Below are 20361 nucleotides of genomic sequence, written 5' to 3'. Positions count from 1 at the left end.
TTAATACCGGCGGTGCTCAACTGCAAAATATCTCCGACGAGGTTTCGCTGTTTGCGGTACAAGGGCCTTTGGCGATAGCGGCTTTACAACCTTTAACCAGCCTGGACTTGGCCAATATGGCTTATTATACTTTTAGCCTCGGCGAATTTGCCGGAGTGCCCAACGTAATTGTTTCGGCTACGGGTTATACTGGTTCGGGCGGCTTCGAAATTTATGTACCTAACCAGTATGCTTTAGATGTTTGGAATAAAATAATGGCTGCCGGCCAGGCTCACGGCATTAAACCCATTGGCTTAGGTGCCCGCGACACCCTGCGGCTGGAAATGGGTTTTTGCCTTTATGGAAACGACATTAACGATACAACATCGCCGTTAGAAGCAGGCTTAGGTTGGATTACCAAGTTTACCAAATCGTTTACCAATTCTGATCATTTGCGGCAGCAAAAAGAAACCGGAGTAACGCGTAAACTAATTGGTTTTGAGATGACCGAACCGGGTATTCCGCGGGCGCATTACGAAATCCAGAATGCCGCCGGCGAAACCATTGGCGAAGTTACATCCGGTACCCAAGCGCCTTCTTTGGGCAAAGGGGTAGGTTTGGGCTACGTTACTACCACCTATAGCGCACCAGGAACCGAAATATTTATTAAAGTCCGGAATAAAGTTATCCGGGCGCAGGTAGTAAAACTGCCTTTTTATAAAGGTTAAGCGCAACTTCTTCTCAACTAAGATTTAAATATTATTTTACCTTTAAAGTAGTATCCGGATTCCGGCTTACTAAACCCAGATAAAATTATGCCCGCTCTAGACGTTTGTTTTAGCCCGGAACTGTTACATCTTTACCAGTTAAAAGGCAAAGTAGCAGTTGTAGTAGATGTATTGCGTGCTACCTCTTCTATGGTAACGGCATTTGCGCACGGCATTCAGAAAATTATTCCGGTAAGCTCGCTCGATGATTGCCTGGCACAAAAACAAACCGGTTATTTAACCGCGGCGGAGCGCGATGGCCGTCAGGCCGAAGGTTTTGATATGGGTAATTCGCCGTTTAGCTACATGGGCAATAGCATAAAAGGTAAAACCCTGGTCATGACTACCACCAACGGTACCCGCGCCATCCGGTTATCGATAGAAGCCGATAAAGTAATTGCCGGAGCTTTTTTAAACGTGGGCAAAGTGGCCGAACTGGTTGAAGCCGAAGGCAAAGATGTAATTGTAGTTTGCGCCGGCTGGAAAGGCAATTTTAACTTAGAAGATACTTTATTTGCCGGCGCCCTGGCCGAGCGGCTGCCTACTTTTACCGCCGCCAACGATGCTACCCTGGCGGCCAAACACCTATACCGCCTCGCCAAACCCGATATGCTGGGCTTTTTAAGCAATGCCTCGCACGTGCAGCGCCTGAAAAACCTGGAAATTACCCAGGATATTGCTTATTGCTTACAGGAAGATATTTACGAAGTAGTGCCAGTGCTGCAAAATGATTGCCTGGTGCCGTTGGAGCCGGTAACAGTTAGTTAAATTATTTTAACTTTGGGTTTTCCTGGTGCCGGTTGCGGTCGCGTTGGGTTTTCTTATGCAGGTTAGCCGTTAATGCCTGCGTTAAATCTATCCCGGTTTGGTTGGCGAGGCAAATAACTACAAATAAAACATCGGCCAGCTCATCGGCCAGTTGTTTTCCTTCATCGGTTTTTTTAAAAGATTGTTCGCCGTATTGCCGGGAAATAATCCGGGCAACTTCACCTACTTCTTCGGTCAGGATGGCCATATTGGTAAGTTCGTTAAAATAACGAACGCCATTTTCTTTTATCCATTGGTCTACGGTGGCTTGGGCTTCCTCTATGGTCATCTTTTAGTTAATTAGTAATTAGTTTTTAGTGATTAGCAGTTAACAATATAGCAATCCAACAATTCAATTTACTCCCGGTTTTTAGAATCAATCAGAATGGTTACCGGCCCGTCGTTGAGCAGGTTTACTTTCATGTCGGCTCCAAAAATACCGGTTCTAATGGGTTTGCCTAACTCCCGGTTTAATATTTGAATAAATTCTTCGTACAGCGGTATGGCAACGGCAGGAGGGGCCGCACCAATGTACGAAGGCCGGTTACCTTTTTTGGTGCTGGCATGCAAGGTAAACTGACTGATTAATAAAATATCGCCGTTAACATCTGTTAAGCTTTTATTCATTTTGCCGGCTTCATCGTTAAAAATACGCAGTTGTACGGTTTTGCGAGCTAGCCATTCTAAATCTTCGGTCGTATCGTTGGGGGCAATGCCGGCCAGTAACAATAATCCCCCGCCAATAGCACCCGTAACGTTGCCTTCTATCGTTACCGAAGCCTGGCTTACCCTTTGTATTACCAGTTTCATAAATTATTTTTCGCGCAAATAAATCTAAATGAGTGGCGCAAAGGTAAATATTATCGGGTAATTTCGTTGGCCTGGAATAAGAGGCAAACCAAAACAAGCCGCGCGGGTAAATTATTTAACGCCAGCGGCGCTAAGGCGGCTAAACCATACTAAAGGTTTATGGTTTAAGTATTTTACTTATTTTTGCAGGCTACTACTACAGATTAATGCCCAAAAGATATCTTTTTTACGTCTTTATAGTTGTGCTGCTGGCGGTAGCGGGCATGTATGGTTACACCAAATGGACCGAAGCCAAAGAAAAGGTAAACCTCTGGACTTTGGTGCCCGACGATGCCGTTTTAGTGGTAGAATCGGCGGATCACGAAAAAATATTAAAGAGACTCCGGCAATCTGACCTCTGGGATAATATTGCGGCCATGCGGTTGGTAGAATCCCTGACGGAAAATATTAATCTGCTGGATTCTTTATCTAACCGGCGGGAGGGCGCTTCCCGCTTTCTGAAGCGCAAGCAAATACTTACCTCGGTACACGTAGTAAGTAAAACCGATTATAATTTTGTTTTTTACATTCCGGTAAATACCGTTGGGGAGCACCGTTTTATCCGGGGGCTGGTCGAAAATATAAGTAAAAACAATGCCTTTTCTGAAAGTACCCAAGATTACCAGGGCACCCAGATAACCGATATCCGGAACAACGATAACCTCGAAACGTTTTCGTATTTCAGTTTTCATAACAACTTAATTGTTAGTGCCAACCAGGAACTGCTAAAAGAAATAATCCGGAAAATAAACCGGGGCCTGCTAACCTCGCCGGCCGAAGCGTACCAGAATATTAACTATTTAGGCCAGCCCGATGTGTTTGCCCACGTTTTTATGAATTACCGATATTTACCGGGTTTGTTAAATTTATTTCTGCAAGAAGATTTAGAAGACGATATAACTTTTCTGGCCAGTTTGTGCCAAACCAGCATGCTGGGCCTGAAACACCAGCGTAACAGTATTTTAATGAACGGGTTTTCTAACCCTGAGCCGCTCTCCGCATCTTTTTACAACCAGGTAAAAGGCCAAAAACCGCAATCTTTTACTTTGCGCAAATATTTGCCTGTTCAAACGGCATTGGCGCTTACTTTTGGGTTAAACCGGCCGGCGGCCCTAAAGCAATTACTCGCCGAAGATAAAAACCTGAAATGGCCTACCCGAGAGGTAGTTTTGGCTGATAGCCTGGTAAAAACTTTCCGGAACGAACTGGCCATTGGCTATATACCCGCCGGTAGCCCCGATAAACCTACACATAAAGTAGTTTTGGTGCAGATGGGTAATATTGGCCGCAGTAACCGGGCTTTACAAGCCTTGCAAAAGCAAGCTGCCCAAACGGCTGGCCAGAAAATAATTACTGAACCATACGCCGGGGCCACAATAACCCAGGTACCCTTGCCCCAATTGCCTTTGTTACTGTTTGGTTCGGTAGCCGGTGGTTTTCCGGAGTGTTTTGTAAGCCAGGTAGAAAATTGCCTGATTTTTGGGCAAACTGCAGCGGCCGTACAACAGGTTTTAGGGGCCATCCAGGACGGTAAAGTTTGGAGCAACTCCGATCGGCAAAAAGCATTTCTGGAACACACCCAGCAGGAAGCTAACTTTAGCATTTACCTCCAGGCCGACCAGATTTGGCCTTTGTTACGCCAGCAAGTCCGGACCGACCAGCAAAGCAGTTTGTTACGCCACGAAACCCTGATTAAAAATTTAGGTCAGTTAGCTTTCCAGTTCAGCCAGCAAGGAGAGCAATATTACACCAGTTTGGTTATGCGGCAGCCGCTGGCCGATACCATCCAAAAAGCCGATGAAACCTTTAAAAACCAGTTTGCCACCTCCTTTAAAACGCCGTTAATTTCGGCCCCTTTTTTACTGGGCGGCACCGGCAATGGCCCCCGGGTACTGGTGCAGGACTCCAGTTTAACTTTGCACGGTTTAAATAACAATGGCCAGGTGCTTTGGTCCGATTCTTTGGGGGAGGCGGTGGTAGGGCAGGGGTATCCGGTAACGCTGGGCAATGATACCAAACCTCAATATTTATTCGCGACGGCTACCAAAATTTACCTGCTCGACCAGAATGGTCACAATGCCAAAAACTTTCCGTTTAACTTACCCGATTCGGTGCAGGTACAGCACCTGGGGTTGCTATACCCCAATTCACCTAAAAATTATCGTATCCTGGTCGGCGACCAGCAGGGCCAGTTATTTTTGTTTGATGTATCCGGTAATTTACAGCCAGGCTGGGAACCTAAAAGATTAAACAGTAAGCTGGCCCTGGCCCCTAAACACGTAAGCGTTGCCAACCGCGATGTAATTATTACCGGTAACCAGAATGGATATATTTATGCTTTTAACTTGCGCGGCGAGCCTTACCCGGGCTTTCCGTTGGCGGCGCCCGGCACCCTGACCGGTGAGTTTTTTATTAAAAACGGTTCCTCTTTGCGGGCTACCCAGGTTACTACCGTTACCGCCGAAGGCCAGCAGTTTACTTTTAACCTGGCCGGGCAAATAGTGCAGCGCAAATCCTTGCCTAAAACCAGCAACCGGGCTGTTTTTACTTTAATTCCGGACCCCAAAGGTAAATCTTACATTATTACGCGGCAGGAAGCTGGTAAAACGTTTATTTACGACCAAAACCAAAAGCTGTTTCTGCAAAAGAGTTTTATCACCTCATCGCCTAAACTGGTGCAATATTTTGATTATGGCCCGTTAAATAAAATTTACGTGCTTACCGAAACTGCACCTCGCAAGTCTTATTTGTATAACTACAAAGCTAATTTTATTGGCGAACAGCCACTTACCAACCAGCTGCCGGTTGCATTATATTACAACGAGGTTTCTAATAATTATAATCTTTACCTGAGCCAGCCCCAAGAGCTCCAGAAATTTTTATTCCGCGATAAATAAATATTATTTATTAAGTAATCGCAGTAAGAACCGCGGCAACTTTTTAATTATAAATGGTGTTTTCCGGGATAAATAAGCCGCTCTAAGCAAAACGGCGGTTAGTGATATTTACTTAGGTTTATGGCGGGCAAGGGTTTTTTCCTCTTTTATATTGTATTGGCGCTGCGGTATATAATTATTGCCGGGCTGGCATTTTTAATCTTTTACATTCTTTTCCGGCATAAATTTGATCGTTTCCGGATCCAAAAGGTTTTTCCTAAATCGCAGGATTATTACCGCGAAATTGGTTACTCATTTTTAACCTTTGCTATTTTTGCCCTGATTGGCGTAATTTTACTGCAACCCGGCGTAAAGCAATACACACAAATTTACAGCGATATTTCGGACTATGGCTGGGGCTATTTTGGGTTGAGCGTGGTGCTCGCGTTGTTAATACACGATGCTTACTTTTACCTGACGCACCGCCTGATGCACCATCCCCGGCTATTTAAATGGTTTCATCTTACCCATCATAAATCTACTAATCCGTCGCCGTGGGCAGCCTTTGCTTTTAGCCCTTTAGAGGCAGTAGTAGAAGGTAGCGTAATATTTGTAATTGCGGTGCTCATTCCTATTCACCAGTTGGGCATTCTGGCTTTTTTGTTGTTTATGACGGTTTACAACGTGTACGGGCATTTAGGGTACGAAATTTACCCGCAATGGCTGGTACAAAGCCGCTTGGGCAAATGGTTAAACACCTCTACCAACCACAACATGCACCACAAATATTTTAAAGGCAACTATGGTTTGTATCTGCGCGTTTGGGACGAAGTTTTCCGGACCACGCACCCGCATTACCATAAAACTTTGCAAAAACTGGTAAGTAAGCCCCCCGAACCCGAAAACGATAATTCATCAGTTAGACCGGCTTAACCAACCTTTTCGCCAGAAAAAATATAGCTGAAAGGCAATCAGGGCGCCCATTACCGCCAACAGCGAAACGTAGCCGTACGGGTGGTAGAGCTCGGGCATATTTAGGGTATTTACGCCGCCGTGGGTATTCTCGCGCGAAAAATTCATGCCATAAAGGCTCGCAATAAAACTTAAGGGTATAAAAATACTCGAGATAATGGTGAGTACTTTCATAATCTCGTTCATGCGGTTGTTAATGTTAGATAAATAAAGCTCAGTCAGGTTGCCGGTAGTTTCTTTGTAATTATCTACCAAATCAATAACCTGTACCGTGTGGTCGTATAAATCTTTAAAATAAATCCGCATCTCCTCGTCGGGTACTAACTCTTCGTCGCGGAGCATCTCGTTTATTTTATCGCGCTCCGACCAAACCAGCCGCCGAAACTTATTTACTTCCCGTCGGATATTTAATATTTGGTTCAGGGTTTTTTTATCGGGTTGTTCAAATAAATAATCTTCCAAAGACTCCAGGTAATCGCCTACCTGCACCAGCACTACAAAATAATAATCTATTACCACGTCCATAATGGCGTAAGCCATATACAACACGGGCCGTTTCCGGATTACGCCTTTACCCGCCCGTATGCGTTCCCGTAGCACTTCCAGGCAATCTTCGTAATCGCTTTGGAAAGTAATTACGTAATTAGAGCCGGTAAAAATGGATAGCTGGTCGTCTTCGAGGCAGTGTTCTTTCGTAAATTCCATCATGCGGCAAACCATAAACAACCGCCCTTCTTCATCGTCTTCCACTTTGGGGCGCTGGTAATCGTTTATTACATCTTCCATTTGCAACGGATGAATATCAAAATCAGCTACAAATTTTTGCAATAACTCTAGGTCGGCGTAGCCCCGCACGTCTATCCAATGGCGGGCATTGGGGTGTTGGTGGTAAAAAGCTAATAACGCTTCGTAAGAGTTAAACTCGTTTTCCTGGTAAAAATTCACATCGAACGACAACAAGAACAAGCGCGGTTTTAATGCTCCGGCAGGTACGTACAAAAATCCGGGACGCCGCCCCACTTTGTTGCCGGCAATGGTTTGTTGTAAAACTTTAGGTCTGTTTTTATTAACCATGTTTGGGAGGTTGTCTATGGCAAGCTTTACGATACTTAGTTAAATATAGGTGCTTGGTAAATTAGCTTTAATTATAATAGCTTGACTTGATAATCTGCATTTACAAAATATTTACTGTAGCCAAAGCAGCCAGCTTATTCTGCACTGCTGGGGCTAAATTTTTCCGGACCTCTACCCACAAACAACAGGTAGTGCTAAATTCCTGCTTTTTTATTTCCAGTTTATATTCTTTCGTCAGGCCCATTACGGTGTTCATGTGTTCGTAATCGAATAAGATTTCCAACGTAATAGTTTCGGTTTTTTGAATAATAGTGGCCGCTTTCAGGGCATCGGCGGCGGCAGTACGGTACGCCGTAATCAGGCCGCTTACGCCTAATTTTATACCCCCAAAATACCGCACCACCACCACCAGCACATTGGTTAATCCCGCCGAGCGAATCTGACCCAGAATGGGATCGCCGGCCGAGTGGTTGGGTTCGCCATCGTCGTTGGCGCGGTACTGTTGGCCGCTGGTGCCCAACTGATAGGCGTAGCAATGGTGGCGGGCGTCAAAATATTCTTTGCGTAATCCAGCCAATATTTCCTTTATTTCTTCCTCGGCGTTTACCGGGTATGCAAAACCGATAAATTTGCTGCCTTTTTCTTTGTACAGGCTTTCGGCAGGACTGGCTATGGTTTGGTAAACATCGGAGGCAAGCATATTCATTATTCTTTAATCGTTGTTGGTTATTTGGTTAAGGTAGAATTTAATAGTTGTTAAGTTTGATTTTAGTGGCTGTATCACAATAGAAGTACCTTATCTGAAAACATACAATATATCATTTAACCGGAACAACGATTAACGAGCAACGAATAACGAATAAATTTCCTGGTACGATAAAAGCAGCAAGGCCACTATGGCCGCGGCCACGCCGGCTACGTTTAACCGCGAGAGCCGCTCTTTAAACAATACAATAGCCGCCAGCATGCCGCTCAAAATAATACCGATATTTATGACAGGGTACAGAAAAGCGCCGTCGTTCTGAAAAGCGCTCAGGGTTTTAAGCAAAAAATATATCGAAAAATAATTGGGTATGCCCAGCAAAATGCCGCCCACTAAGCTGCGCCCCGACAACCGCATTTGCCGGAATAATATTTGGTAGAGTAACACCAATATACCACTGGTAGCGCTGGTGGCAAAAGTAAAAGTGGTAAAATAATTGGCTTCGCTGGGCTTTAAATAATAATGGTTGGTAAAGTTTATAAGCGAATCGCCGGTACCGGAAAAGATAAAAATAAATAACGGAAGGGCTAACGTAATCAGGCTTCGGGCTGGTTTGGTACCGGTAGCGGCCTGGGTGGGTGGCAAAGAGGCCAGTACAATGGCCACTAAGGCCATGCCCATGCCAAGGTAATTGATAAAAGTATAATTTTTAAGATTATTCTGGAGCAGAAGCAAACTTACCAAAACCGGGATAACCAACGATATTTTAGAGGCCACCGTAGCCGCCGTAACGCCTACCCGCTGCGCTGCGAGCGCGATCAGGTAAAAGGTAAAAATAAATAAGAAGCCCAACGCCAAGCAAAAAGGTAGCCACGGTGCGCCGGTTAGTTGCGTAAACGGCGGTAGAGGCCAAAGCCGGTAAAAACCGATAAAAGTGCAGGTAACGTAATTAACCACAATGGCCTGAAAAGTGGGCACCCGGTAAATAGCAAAATATTTAAAGCAAAGCATTAACAGCACAGTACAGAAAATGCAGACGAGCAGGTAAAGCATAAAAGGCTATTTTGTCTAAAAATATTAGGCTGATTAAAGGTTAATTTTTGATATGTTACCAACAATAAAACCTAAATAAACAGATAATTAGAAACTGGCTGTGTTATCGGGTTTATACTTCTGGTTTTAAAGGTGTTCTTATCTCATATTTCTGTTGTAATTTCGACGGCATAAACCAAGAGAAAAACTGATTTTTGACAAAGGTACCTAAGATAATTAATTTCGATGCATTTGGCGGGCCGGCAGAAGGTTACCTGTTTTCGACGCAGGCGGCCGCAAAATTGCCATTCCCGGTAAAAAGAGTTTTCTGGCTAAACCAGGTGCCGGTAAACTACACCCGTGGCCAGCATGCCCACCATACCACCGAAGAAATACTAATCGCATTGCAAGGCACCGTAACGGTAAACACCGAAACGCAGACCGGGAAACAGGCGTTTACTTTAGATAATCCGGAAAAAGCTTTGTACCTGCCCGCCCATTGTTGGGTTATGCTTAAATTTTCAGCAGATGCACTGCTGCTTTGTCTGACTTCTACGGATTTCGACTCGGCCGATTATATCCGGGACTACGAACAGTTCCGGCAAATAATTAGGCCAACCAGTTAATTAATTTTTAACTAATTTTCAGCCAGTGCTCCGGTATCTTCAAAACCACCAGATTAATTACCCGCTTTGGGATGCCTGCGTGGAGGCTTCGGTGCAACGCTTGGTATATGCGTTATCGTGGTACCTGGATGTGGTAACACCCGGTTGGGCTGGTTTGGTAGAAGAGCAGGAGGGATGTTATGTAGCAGTAATGCCGTTGCCGGTGCAGCAAAAGTTTGGTTTTACTTACCTCAAACAGTCGTTGTTTAGTCAGCAATTGGGAATATTTTCTTTAAATAAAGAACTAAAAGCAGAGCATTTTCTGGACCGGGTGCAGCAGCAGTTTTCGCTAATAAGCCAATATCATTTTAATACTACCAACACTTCTGATTTCTTATTAAAAGAGAAAAGATATTTAGAAGTAGACCAGCATTATACCCATCACCTGGATTTAAATAGAAGCTACGAAAACATTTATCAGCAATATTCCCGCGACCGGAAACTCAATTTAAAGCGCAGCCAGAAAGCAGGATTAACAATCAAAGCCAGCACCGATATTCAGCCTTTAATAAATTTATTTAAGGCCGATGCCGCTTTCCGGATAAAAGGCGGAGTAGCGCCCGAAGCTTACACCATCTTAAAACAGCTTTATACGGCATTGGCCCAACGCGGATTAGCTACTTTGTTATACACCCAAACGCCAACCGGCGAAACAGACGCCGGTGGTTTATTTGTTACCTACGGGAACAAAATAATTTATTTGTTTAATGCCGCTTCGGTAGCCGGTCGGCGGCGCAATGGCCGCTCGCTCCTCATCGACTACATCATTCTGCAATATGCCGGACAGCCGTACATTTTCGATTTTGAAAGCCCGGCGGCAGTTAATTCCATAATTCGGGTATACCAAGGGTTTGGTGCCGAGCCAGCGCCGTATTATTCTATTAGCTATAATAATTTGCCCGCACCATTTAAACTAGCCAAAAAAGTACGGCAATTTCTATATCAAAAGGTTATTTCTAACTTTAGGTCTTAGACCCAATTAAGCCGGCATGTTAGCACTCTTTAAATCTTCTTTCTGGTCTTTGCTCTCCATTGGGTTTCGTACGGTTAGTGCTTTGGTAATAAATAAATTGGTTGGGTTACAGTTTGGTCCGCAAGGCATTACCCTGCTGGCCCATTTTCAAAACCTGGTAACCATTGCAACTACTATTCCCAGCGAAGGCGTCAATACGGGTTTAATTACCTACCTGGCCGGGCAAAGACCAACCGCTGGTAAATACAAACGTTATTTTATTGGGGGCGTAATCTGGCAGGCCTTCATATTTTTAGTAACAGTAGGGGTATTTCTAATTCAAAGAGACTTTTACCTGGGCACATTTTTAACGGCTGGTTCTACTATTTACTGGATTAGCTTGTTCTTTGGTGGTTTGTTTTTATTGCTGATTTCTACTTACCTACAGGCTGTAATGGTGGCGCGCCAGGCTTTGCCTTACTACACTTTGCTTATTGTAATTACCAGCAGCGCCAGTGCAGGGCTTATTTGGTATTATTTGCGGGTGTTGCCCTTGCCCTATTTATTGCTGATGTACCAGGCCGGACAGGGTATAACAGCGCTGATTGCGTTAGTTGTAGCATACCGCCAAGGATGGCTGCCCCGCTGGGAAGGGCGCGCTGTAGATAAAACGGTACTACAAAATTTTGGTAAGTTTATTCTGATGGCCCTCACGCTGGTAATTTGCTCCCGGGTGGTTAATTTTTACGTACGCGATTTAATAATTCAGCGTTTTGATTTGTATCAGACCGGTTTGTGGCAGGCTATGGTAAAGTTATCGGATAATTATACGCTGGTATTTACTTCGCTGGTAGGGCTGGTGTACTATCCTCGGTTAGCAGCTTTGGTTAACGATGCAGTGGCGCTGCGCCAATACGTCCGGACCTTATTTTTTGCTTTAGTACCGGTAATTGGCCTGGCTTTACTCTTGTTTTATATTTTGCAGCGCTACTTTATTTTGTGGCTCTTCGACGAGAAATTTTTGCCCGGCGCTTACCTGCTGGACTACCAGGTGCTTGGCGATTTTTTCAAAATGTCGGCTTGGCTACTTTCTTACCTTATAATGGCGCAGGCCCGTACCACTTTGTATATTTTGGTACAGGTAGGAGCCGCGGCAATTTATATCTTATTTTTGTTTTGGTTGGTTGGTTTATACGGTTTGCCCGGCATAACAATGGCCCATTGTGCCATATCTGTTCTTTTTCTAGTATTTAACCTGTGGTATTTTCGTAAACTTATTTTCTGATGCAGCCATTGGTTTCGGTAATTTGTTTGTGTTACAACCACGCGCCGTTTTTACAGGAGTCACTCGATTCGGTGCGTCAGCAAACCTATGCTAACCTCGAAATAATTGTGGTTGATGATGCCAGTTCCGACAACAGTGCTGCATTAATAACTCAATATTGCCGGGAGTATCCCCAATTTAAATTTATCAAACATACCCACAATACCGGTAATACGCGTGCTTTTAACGAAGCATTTAGGTTAGCTACCGGTGAGTTTATAATTGATTTTGCTACCGATGATGTATTATTGCCCAACCGGGTAGAAGAGCAGGTAAACGCCTTTTTAAACTTAGACCAATCTTATGGTGCTATTTATACTGATGCCGAGTTGATTAATGAGAATTCTAAAATTATTGGCCGTTTTTATAAGCGAAATGCCCAGGGTCAGGTAGTTTCCCGAACTCCCTCGGGGTTTGTTTTTACTGATATTTTACAGTACGCATTTATTTGCCCACCTACGGTAATGTTCCGGCGAGCTTTGTTGGAATACACCCAAGGTTACGACGAGCACTTGGTTTACGAAGATTTTGACGTGTGGGTGCGATCGGCGCAGAAATTTAAGTTTTATTTCCTGAATAAAATATTAACCCGGCGGCGGGTTCATGCCCAATCTTTGTCGCGCAAACTATACACCCCCGGCGATAAGCAATTAGCTTCTACCGTAATTATTTGCAGGAAAGCGCAAATATTGATTAAAACAGCAGCCGAAAAAACGGCCCTGGTGGTACGGGTAAAATCAGAATTGCGGCAAGCTGTATTTACCCAAAATTTTCCGGAAGTCCTGCAACTGGCTCAAATATTACAGGAGTTGGGGGCGTTAAACCCTGCTTATAAATTTTTAACTTGGCTGGCGCAAAACAAAGTGCAACTAGGTTTTTTACGCCAAACCTATTATAAACTAAGGTACGGTAGGGGTTAAGCATTAAACTCTCTTAAATATTATCTTAAAAGAACCCCGTGACTATAACAGCGCAGCCTTGGTTGAGGTATATTTTGGCCCTGATTATTTGCGTTGCAGTCCAGCCCTATCTAATCTCGAGCAAAGGCTTAGTTGATATGACACGGTGTGAAATTGGGGAATATTATAGGAAATGGATAGCAGCAATTTTAATAATTTATTTCACCAATCTAATGCTTTTTTTTCTGCTTTATAACCCATTTACCTCTTTTATGGGCCGCTGGTTTTTCGCACGTTCTGGTGGATGGTTATTGTAAATGCACTCATATTCATTAGTTTAAGTACTTAGAAAAATGGCCGGCTATTAAAACGTGGTGGGCTACAACGCTGATAAACCCATTGTTGTACCCGACCATTCGGGGTTTACTGGTTTATTTTACCTGCAAACCTTAGCTTTACACCGGAAATCTGCCCAAGATACGGCACAATTAAAACTGGTGCGTATTTTCTGAAGTAATCCTTAGTTAAAAAAGGTTAAGGAGTTACGTGAATTACGTTAAAAGCCAATTCAAAATTATTACATGTCCGGTAAAGAAGAAGCCGAAATTAAAGTAATCCGTTACAATGCCAGCTATCGCCAGGCCTGGAATCGGTTTAACCAAACTGCCGTTAACGGGCTTTTCTTGTTCGACCGAAATTACCTGGAATATCACCAGCACCGCTTTCAGGACCATTCTTTGCTTTTCTTTCAGAATAAAGAGTTGCTAGCCATATTCCCGATGAACACAGAGGAGGCAGTAGCGATATCGCACCGGGGCCTTACTTTTGGCGGATTAATTGTTGGGTTAAAAACCAAAATACACGGCTATTTACAATTATTCGAAGCCCTGTTGCATTACCTGCGCAAAGCTGGATTTAAACAACTTGTGATAAAACCCGTTCCGTTTATTTTTCACCGGCACCTGGCCCTCGACGAACAATATGCCTTTTACCAGCACGGTTTTGCGTTACAAAGCCGGAGTGTATCGTCTTGCTTAGAACTAAATAATTTAGCTCCTTACACCAAAGGGCGCAAATGGGGATTAAATAAGGCACGACAGACCGGTTTAAAGGTAAAAGCAAGCCAAGATTACGTTGGCTTTATGGCCATGGTAGAAGCCATTCTTCAAAATAAATATAATGTAAGCCCTACCCACACGGCTGCCGAAATAATTGAACTGGCCCAGAAATTTCCGGAGAATATTCAGTTGCTGGTAGTTTATAATCAAGACGAAATAATTGGCGGTACGATAATTTATATCAGTGCCCAGGTGGTGCATTTGCAATATATTGCCACCTCAGCGGCCGGTAAAAAGTTACACGCCTTAGATTTAATTTTAGACTTCTTAATCCAGAAATATCGGGACAGTAAAAGGTTCTTGAACTTTGGCATTTCGCCAGGTACTGATAAGTATGGCCTGAACACGGGTTTGATCCAGAATAAGGAAAGTTACGGGGCCCGGAGCTTACCCCACGATGTATATGCGTTAAACCTGTAATTATGCATGATGCCGGAAAATATGAAGGTTAAGGGTTTTCTGCTGACAGTTGGGCTGCCGGTCCTGTTGTTCTGTTTAACCTACGGGGTGTTTGGCTTTTATTACGAAACCAACGACGATCAGCTCATTACTTTTTTGCTGCGCGGCATTACCATTAAACCGGCACTCAATAATTTATCGCTTTACTTTCATGGCTGGAGCTGGTGCCTGGCGCAGCTTTACCAATGGTTGCCGGCGGTGCCCTGGTACGGCTTATTTTTGTACACGGGTTTGTTGGGCGCAACTATTCTGGCCTTCTTTTTGGTATACCGGGCAGCAGCTAAACGGGTTTCTTATACATATTTAGCGTTAGTTTTAATACTATTTTACCTGAGTGGTTGGTTAGAGCACGTTATGTGGTTTAATTATATGCGGGTGCCTTTTTTAGGTGCCGGTATTACTTATTTATGGTTAGTAACCGCACCCAGCAATAAAAAAAGTAAAGTAAGATCCCTTTTAGCCGGCTTAATTTTTCTGGCCTCTTTGGCCATCCGCCCAAGTGCCGCTTTAATGGGAGTAGCCATGGTTGGTCCGGTATTTTTGTTTTTTTCTTCAGGTAAAGGTCTTAAAATAAAAGCTTTTTGGCCAGCTCTGTTTTTTGGTGGTATGGCGCTGGCCTTTTTGCTTATACTGCGCCTAAACCAAACGCCCGCTATAAAAACGTATCAGCAACTCGACTGGCTAAAATCCACGATTATCGATTTTCAGATTTACCAGGCGCAACCCGCCAACCACGCTGATTCGTTGGGGTTAACCGCGATTGATAATTGGCTACTGGCCGATACAAAGCTTATAAATGCCGATTTTTACCAGCGAGCCGGGAGTATTAACCCAACCTATATGCTAACCACCTTAGCGCCTAAAAAGCTAATGGAATTGGTGATTATTTTGCTGCGTGATCAGTTTCTGGCCTTAGCCCTCAATGGAATATTGCTGTTTTACTTATTTTTCCGGCATACGAACCTAACTGCATTTACCCGAATGGTTTTAGGTTGGTATCAGGTATATTTCTGGCTGATTATAATTTTGGTGAGTATATTTTTAAAATTGCCGCCCCGCCTCATTACCCCAGCGCTAAGCCTTTATACATTAACGCATTTAGTTTTATTATTCCGGCAACAGGCAGTACATAAAATTAACTTTAAACTACCCAAGCTAGTGGCAGTAGGATTAGGTTTGTTGGTGATATTGCAACTTTATAAAACCAGCCACCGGGCTTATTTGCAACAGCGCCGGCAACAATTGCACGAAGCATTTATAGCCGATGTTAAATCTTCTTTTTATAATAAAATATTGGTTTCGGCTGTTTTTCCGGATTACCTGCGGTCGTTGTCGCCGTTCCGGAATTATGATTTTGGTAATAATCGCGTATTTTTACTTACAGGCTGGAGCACCCTCGATCCGGGTTATCAAAATTACTTTTATTCTTTTTCAGGTCAACCCCAATATGCCCCCACAGTAGCAGCCCTGGCCCGCAATGCTAACGCAGTATGGTTACTATACCCTGATTTTCAAAGCTTTTTAAACCAATATTTTACCTTTTTTTACAAAAATTCTTTGTATCTACAACCAAAGCCACATCGTTTAAACAAATATTACCCTTTACAAGTTTATTTATCGGGTAAAGGTAATTAAGCAAAAACTGAATAAATTTGTAAATCCTTTCCGGTCTGGTACATCTTTCGTAAATGGTAATCCGTATTAATACAGGCCGGTATTATTAAAGAACAAAATATAAGAATTTCTTTTATAGAGCTTACCGGTAAAAACCGTATATTTGATGTTTAATATTTTTATATAATTATTACATGATAGCAGCAATATCTTCCCGTGTGGAAGTCCTAAAATATTTAGAAACGTTTGTAGCCGAAAACCTAACGAGCTTTCTTAAATCGGTGGAGGATAGTTGGCAACCCGCCGACTTATTGCCTGATGCCCGGCTTGATAACTTTTTTGATGAAATAAAGCTTTTGCGGGAACGCGCCAAATCTTTATCGTACGATTTATTTGCCGTATTAATTGGCGATACCATAACCGAAGAAGCGCTGCCTACCTACGAAAGCTGGTTGTTTGCCATAACCGATATGCCCAACAACCCCGATAGTGCCTGGACCAAATGGAACCGGGGCTGGACTTCGGAAGAAAACCGGCACGGCGATTTGCTAAACCGTTACCTATTTTTATCGGGCCGGGTAAACATGCGCGAAATGGAAGCTTCTACGCAATATTTAATTGCCGATGGTTTCGATTTACAAACCGACCACGACCCGTACCGTAGTTTTGTGTACACCAGCTACCAGGAAACGGCTACACAAATATCGCACCGGCGCGTAGCCCAGATTGCCAAACGCGAAGGTGACCCTGTATTAGCTAAACTTTGCGGCTATATTGCCGGCGATGAAGCGCGTCATGCTAAAGTTTACAAAAGCTTTGTTGATAAAATATTTGAGGTGGACCCCAGCGAAATGATGCTGGCCTTTGAAGATATGATGCGCAAGAAAATTGTAATGCCAGCCCATTACATGCGCGAACTAGGCGTAGAACTTGGTAAAACGTTTGGTCATTTTACCGATGCGGCCCAACGCATTGGCGTTTATACTGCGCACGATTACGTTGATATTCTGGAAGGATTAATAGAAGACTGGAAGATTGAACACATTAGCGGTTTAAACGAAGCCGGCGAAAAAGCCCGCGACTATGTTATGGCTTTACCAAACCGTCTGAAGCGCGTAGCCGAACGGATGCGCCCGCCGCAACTGGAGTATAAATTCCGCTGGATTGATTGATTTAACATTCTAGCATAAAAACAAGGCCCGGCTATCAAATAGTCGGGCTTTGTTTTTACAAAGCTTCATATTTATAAATCAAATTTATTGCCAGCCCTACTAGTTCCTGGGGCAATGAGTGTTAAGCCGGTATATTGGCCTCTATCTGATTTGGTGATTAGACCGTTTTCCCGGCTTTTTTTTACCTGATTCAACGTGCAGTTGCTTCCTTAAAAAAAGTATTTCCCGGATAAGCATTCCTAAACAAATAAAACCTATAATACTTAAGGTTACTAAAAGCAAATCCTGAGAAAGAAGATTTTGCATGTTGGTAATACTTTAAATTATTTACTTGCCCTTATAACCTTAAAATTAAAAAAAGGGCAAGTAAGTTCCATTATAAAAGGATAACCGCTTTTTAGCTATTAAATTGCCCTAGTACAAGCACAAAAACCAGTATTCTATTTGTTTTGATGAAGTTCAAATATCAGTATGTCAATTCCATCCTTAAATTAAACATCCCACTTATCAGCTATTCTTAAATAACCTGTAGCTTATTCATGCTGTTAAATCAGAACGGCTCTTGCTGGAGCTAGGGAAGGCTGGGATGGTGGGATTAGTTACTATCTTCCAGCAACGTCAAAACTCACACTAACCGCTAATTAAATATTACAACATTTTGAGTTATTTTTTAGGTTAAATTCTATTGCGACATTAAAGATTTAAATAGTTTTTCTGCCTACCAGAAGCTATCTGTTTGAAGAACAGGTAAAGCAAAGCAAAATTTTTAAGCTGACCCTTTTATATATTTAGGTTTTTAAATTGTGAATATTCTTATAAATAGCTGATTAATAACTGTCGTATTAAATTAATTTCTAAGCTTAAAAATAATAGTTTAAAATAATTAAACTTAACCTATTTATTTGTCAGGCTTAGAAATCACTAAATATGATAATGTGGTGTTTATATGAATTTATTTATATAATTATAAATATGGTTTTTTAAACAAGGTAAAATACATATAAAGTATAAAAATTTTTATTTATCTCCTGAACTATTCACAGGCAAATTCCATTTATCCTACAACCACTTTAAAGTAGTTATTGGTGAATGACTTAGGTGTGGGGAACGAACTGAAAGGGTTCTGGAAGAGCAAACAATAACTTTATATAACCTTAATGAAAACCGGTACATTTTTAGTTAAAGCTAGTCTGCTTAAAATTTTCTTCTTAATCTTATTTCTCTCTCCTGGTTTCACATTTGCGCAAGTATTAGGCAAATATGAATTTACGGGTGTAACCACGCTGCAAACCCAAGATTCACTTTCTAAAGTAACGGCACAGCCACCATACGCTGTATTTAGCGATTTTCGTAGGCATGTAGTACAGTGGTGGCGCGGAGATAACATTTATAACTCGCGCGAATGGGGTAAAGATAGTACCGAATTACGGTACATCGAATTTACAGTAACTGCTAAACCGGGCCACCGGCTTAATTTAACTAAATTGGTTTATTCTACTTCTCGTACTGCCACTGGCCCTGCTTTGGCTCGGATTACCCATAATGCATCGGGCAGCTTTAGTTCTAATTTTAAAAGATATGCCGTAAGCGAAAGCAACCAGACTATTGAGTGGGATTTTGAAGATATTATTTCGCCAGCCAGCGGTAGTGTAACCTTTCGGATCTATGGTTGGAATAGTTCGAGCTATTTGGGTGCAATGCGCGTCGATAATGTAACTTTGTACGGAAATACAATACCAGAAGTGCGGGTAAATGAATTTCATTATGCCAATACATTTTCGTCTAAAACCGGTTTTGTTGAAGTTGCACTACCCAAAGATTTTACCGAAGTTAATACCATAACCGTAAGCTTATATAATGGCAGCGGCACTGTGTATGGTAGTTATAATTTAAGCCTTTTTAAATCAGTAGATAATGGTTTATTTAATGATGAAAGAATTTTGTATTTAGATGTACCAACGGGTTTAGCGGCCGAGCAGGGAGGTATAAGTATTAGTGCTGGGGCACATGTAATTCAGTTTGTTTCTTACGGTGGTATTATCAACGCCGTATCCGGGCCGGCGGCTGGCCTGCGCAGCCAGGATGTAGTGGTAACTGAGTTGGGCAGTGATGGTGCTTCTAGCTCTGTATTTCTGACTGTTGCCAACGATACGCGTTTTCTGGCTGGCATCTGGAGTAAAGGAATTTACAATTCTAAAGGTTATCCGAACACCGAAAGTTACTCGGTATTGCCCGTTGAATTATTATTTTTCCAGGCTCAGACTAATACCAAAGAAGTAACTTTGGTGTGGGCAACGGCCACAGAAAAAGAAAACGATAAATTTATTCTGGAAAGGAGCCGCCAGGATGCTACTAATTTTGAGGCTATTTCTACAATTAAGGGTGCCGGAACAACTCATACAAAGCAGCAATATAAATTTATTGATACAAAGCCGGTAGCAGGCATCAGCTATTACCGCCTGAAACAAATAGACTTAGATGGTAAAGTAAATTACTCGCCAATTGTGGCAGTAAACCGGCCTCTTGCTGAACGGGTGGTAAATATTTATCCAAATCCGGCTACATCGCTGTTAAATATTGATTTAGGAGAAACGAAACAAGTAAAGAATTTGCAACTTAAAATAGTAAATGCAACTGGTAAAGCAGTGCTGCAAATAAACAGTGCCAGCGCTTTAACGCAGCAAGCTTATGCAATTCCGGTTGCCGATTTACCGACAGGTACCTACTTCCTGGTGCTATTAAAAGATGGGAAATCTGAGACCAGAAGGTTTGTTAAGCTGTAACCCCAATAAGCGTTACTATTAAACAATAAAAAGGCACCTCTTCTCTGGAGGTGCCTTTTTATTGTAACTGAAATTTTTGTCTGCTGCACCAACTACTAGCTGTAAAAATATGGCTCAGTTAATTAATTGAAGTTTATAAGTCGATTAGCTACATCAACTAGATAACGGTAATACTTTTAGTCTTTAGAAACAGGTAGCGTAAAGGCAAAATATCCAATTATTAGATAAGAACCGGCTTGGTTAAGATTGGTTCAAAATGGCTTTTTTACTATTGTCGGTAACGTTATTTTTAAGGTTATTCCCGTAAACAAATATT

18 protein-coding genes are annotated in these 20361 nt (G+C 42.6%); 13 read left to right on the top strand and 5 right to left on the bottom strand.

The features are described 5' to 3' along the window. Positions 1-707, top strand: a 707-nt coding sequence (locus ACO1R6_RS09780; RefSeq protein ID WP_486264303.1) for a glycine cleavage T C-terminal barrel domain-containing protein, incomplete at its 5' end; no start/stop codon positions are given. 87 nt (positions 708-794) lie between these two features. After that, positions 795-1514 carry a 2-phosphosulfolactate phosphatase gene (locus tag ACO1R6_RS09775; protein ID WP_486264302.1) on the top strand — a complete coding sequence of 240 codons (720 nt, stop codon included), beginning with the start codon at positions 795-797 and terminating at the stop codon, positions 1512-1514. A 1-nt stretch (position 1515) separates the two neighbouring features. On the opposite strand, the gene ACO1R6_RS09770 is transcribed toward ACO1R6_RS09775, so the two are convergent. Both ACO1R6_RS09770 and dtd read right to left on the bottom strand, forming a co-directional pair. Then, positions 1516-1842 (bottom strand): nucleotide pyrophosphohydrolase, encoded by a 327-nt coding sequence (locus ACO1R6_RS09770; RefSeq protein WP_486264300.1) that lies wholly within the window; start codon positions 1840-1842, stop codon positions 1516-1518. A 68-nt stretch (positions 1843-1910) separates the two neighbouring features. Further along, on the bottom strand, positions 1911-2363 hold the full coding sequence (gene dtd, locus ACO1R6_RS09765; RefSeq protein WP_486264299.1) for a D-aminoacyl-tRNA deacylase: 453 nt from the start codon (positions 2361-2363) through the stop codon (positions 1911-1913). A gap of 206 nt (positions 2364-2569) precedes the next feature. Between dtd and ACO1R6_RS09760 the strand changes: the two genes are divergently transcribed. After that, positions 2570-5299, top strand: a complete 2730-nt coding sequence (locus ACO1R6_RS09760) for a DUF3352 domain-containing protein (RefSeq protein WP_486264298.1) — start codon at positions 2570-2572, stop codon at positions 5297-5299. Between the two features lie 120 nt (positions 5300-5419). Next, positions 5420-6211, top strand: a complete 792-nt coding sequence (locus ACO1R6_RS09755) for a sterol desaturase family protein (RefSeq protein WP_486264297.1) — start codon at positions 5420-5422, stop codon at positions 6209-6211. On the opposite strand, the gene corA is transcribed toward ACO1R6_RS09755, so the two are convergent. From corA to ACO1R6_RS09740, 3 genes are all read right to left on the bottom strand, one after another. Next, positions 6194-7324, bottom strand: a complete 1131-nt coding sequence (corA, locus tag ACO1R6_RS09750; protein WP_486264295.1) for a magnesium/cobalt transporter CorA — start codon at positions 7322-7324, stop codon at positions 6194-6196. The genes ACO1R6_RS09755 and corA overlap by 18 nt on opposite strands. Positions 7325-7424: 100 nt before the next feature. Next, positions 7425-8030 carry an IMPACT family protein gene (locus ACO1R6_RS09745; protein ID WP_486264294.1) on the bottom strand — a complete coding sequence of 202 codons (606 nt, stop codon included), beginning with the start codon at positions 8028-8030 and terminating at the stop codon, positions 7425-7427. 132 nt (positions 8031-8162) lie between these two features. Further along, positions 8163-9080 (bottom strand): hypothetical protein, encoded by a 918-nt coding sequence (locus ACO1R6_RS09740; RefSeq protein ID WP_486264292.1) that lies wholly within the window; start codon positions 9078-9080, stop codon positions 8163-8165. A gap of 194 nt (positions 9081-9274) precedes the next feature. Between ACO1R6_RS09740 and ACO1R6_RS09735 the strand changes: the two genes are divergently transcribed. The 9 genes from ACO1R6_RS09735 (at position 9275) to ACO1R6_RS09695 (ending at position 20045) form a co-directional block, all read left to right on the top strand. Beyond that, entirely contained in the window at positions 9275-9685 is a 411-nt protein-coding gene (locus ACO1R6_RS09735) for a sugar 3,4-ketoisomerase (protein ID WP_486264291.1), read from the top strand. Between the two features lie 25 nt (positions 9686-9710). Then, positions 9711-10697, top strand: coding sequence for a GNAT family N-acetyltransferase (locus tag ACO1R6_RS09730; RefSeq protein WP_486264289.1), 987 nt, complete (start codon positions 9711-9713; stop codon positions 10695-10697). A 16-nt stretch (positions 10698-10713) separates the two neighbouring features. After that, positions 10714-11961: an MATE family efflux transporter gene (locus ACO1R6_RS09725; protein WP_486264287.1), complete on the top strand. Its 1248-nt coding sequence runs from the start codon at positions 10714-10716 to the stop codon at positions 11959-11961. Further along, positions 11961-12920 carry a glycosyltransferase family 2 protein gene (locus tag ACO1R6_RS09720; protein WP_486264286.1) on the top strand — a complete coding sequence of 320 codons (960 nt, stop codon included), beginning with the start codon at positions 11961-11963 and terminating at the stop codon, positions 12918-12920. The genes ACO1R6_RS09725 and ACO1R6_RS09720 overlap by 1 nt, the downstream gene beginning before the upstream one ends. A gap of 350 nt (positions 12921-13270) precedes the next feature. Further along, complete coding sequence (locus ACO1R6_RS09715) at positions 13271-13411, top strand: hypothetical protein (RefSeq protein ID WP_486264284.1); 141 nt, start codon at positions 13271-13273, stop codon at positions 13409-13411. A 69-nt stretch (positions 13412-13480) separates the two neighbouring features. Beyond that, complete coding sequence (locus tag ACO1R6_RS09710; protein WP_486264282.1) at positions 13481-14437, top strand: GNAT family N-acetyltransferase; 957 nt, start codon at positions 13481-13483, stop codon at positions 14435-14437. A 6-nt stretch (positions 14438-14443) separates the two neighbouring features. Next, the gene (locus tag ACO1R6_RS09705) at positions 14444-16111 is read left to right on the top strand and encodes a hypothetical protein (protein WP_486264281.1); all 1668 of its coding nucleotides are present in this window, start codon (positions 14444-14446) and stop codon (positions 16109-16111) included. A gap of 173 nt (positions 16112-16284) precedes the next feature. Beyond that, complete coding sequence (locus ACO1R6_RS09700; protein ID WP_486264279.1) at positions 16285-17262, top strand: acyl-ACP desaturase; 978 nt, start codon at positions 16285-16287, stop codon at positions 17260-17262. A 1157-nt stretch (positions 17263-18419) separates the two neighbouring features. Then, positions 18420-20045 carry a T9SS type A sorting domain-containing protein gene (locus tag ACO1R6_RS09695; protein ID WP_486264277.1) on the top strand — a complete coding sequence of 542 codons (1626 nt, stop codon included), beginning with the start codon at positions 18420-18422 and terminating at the stop codon, positions 20043-20045. Positions 20046-20361: the final 316 nt, after the last annotated feature.

The sequence above is a fragment of the Adhaeribacter sp. genome (genome assembly GCF_057359045.1).
This window is presented reverse-complemented; position numbering and strand designations above follow the sequence as displayed.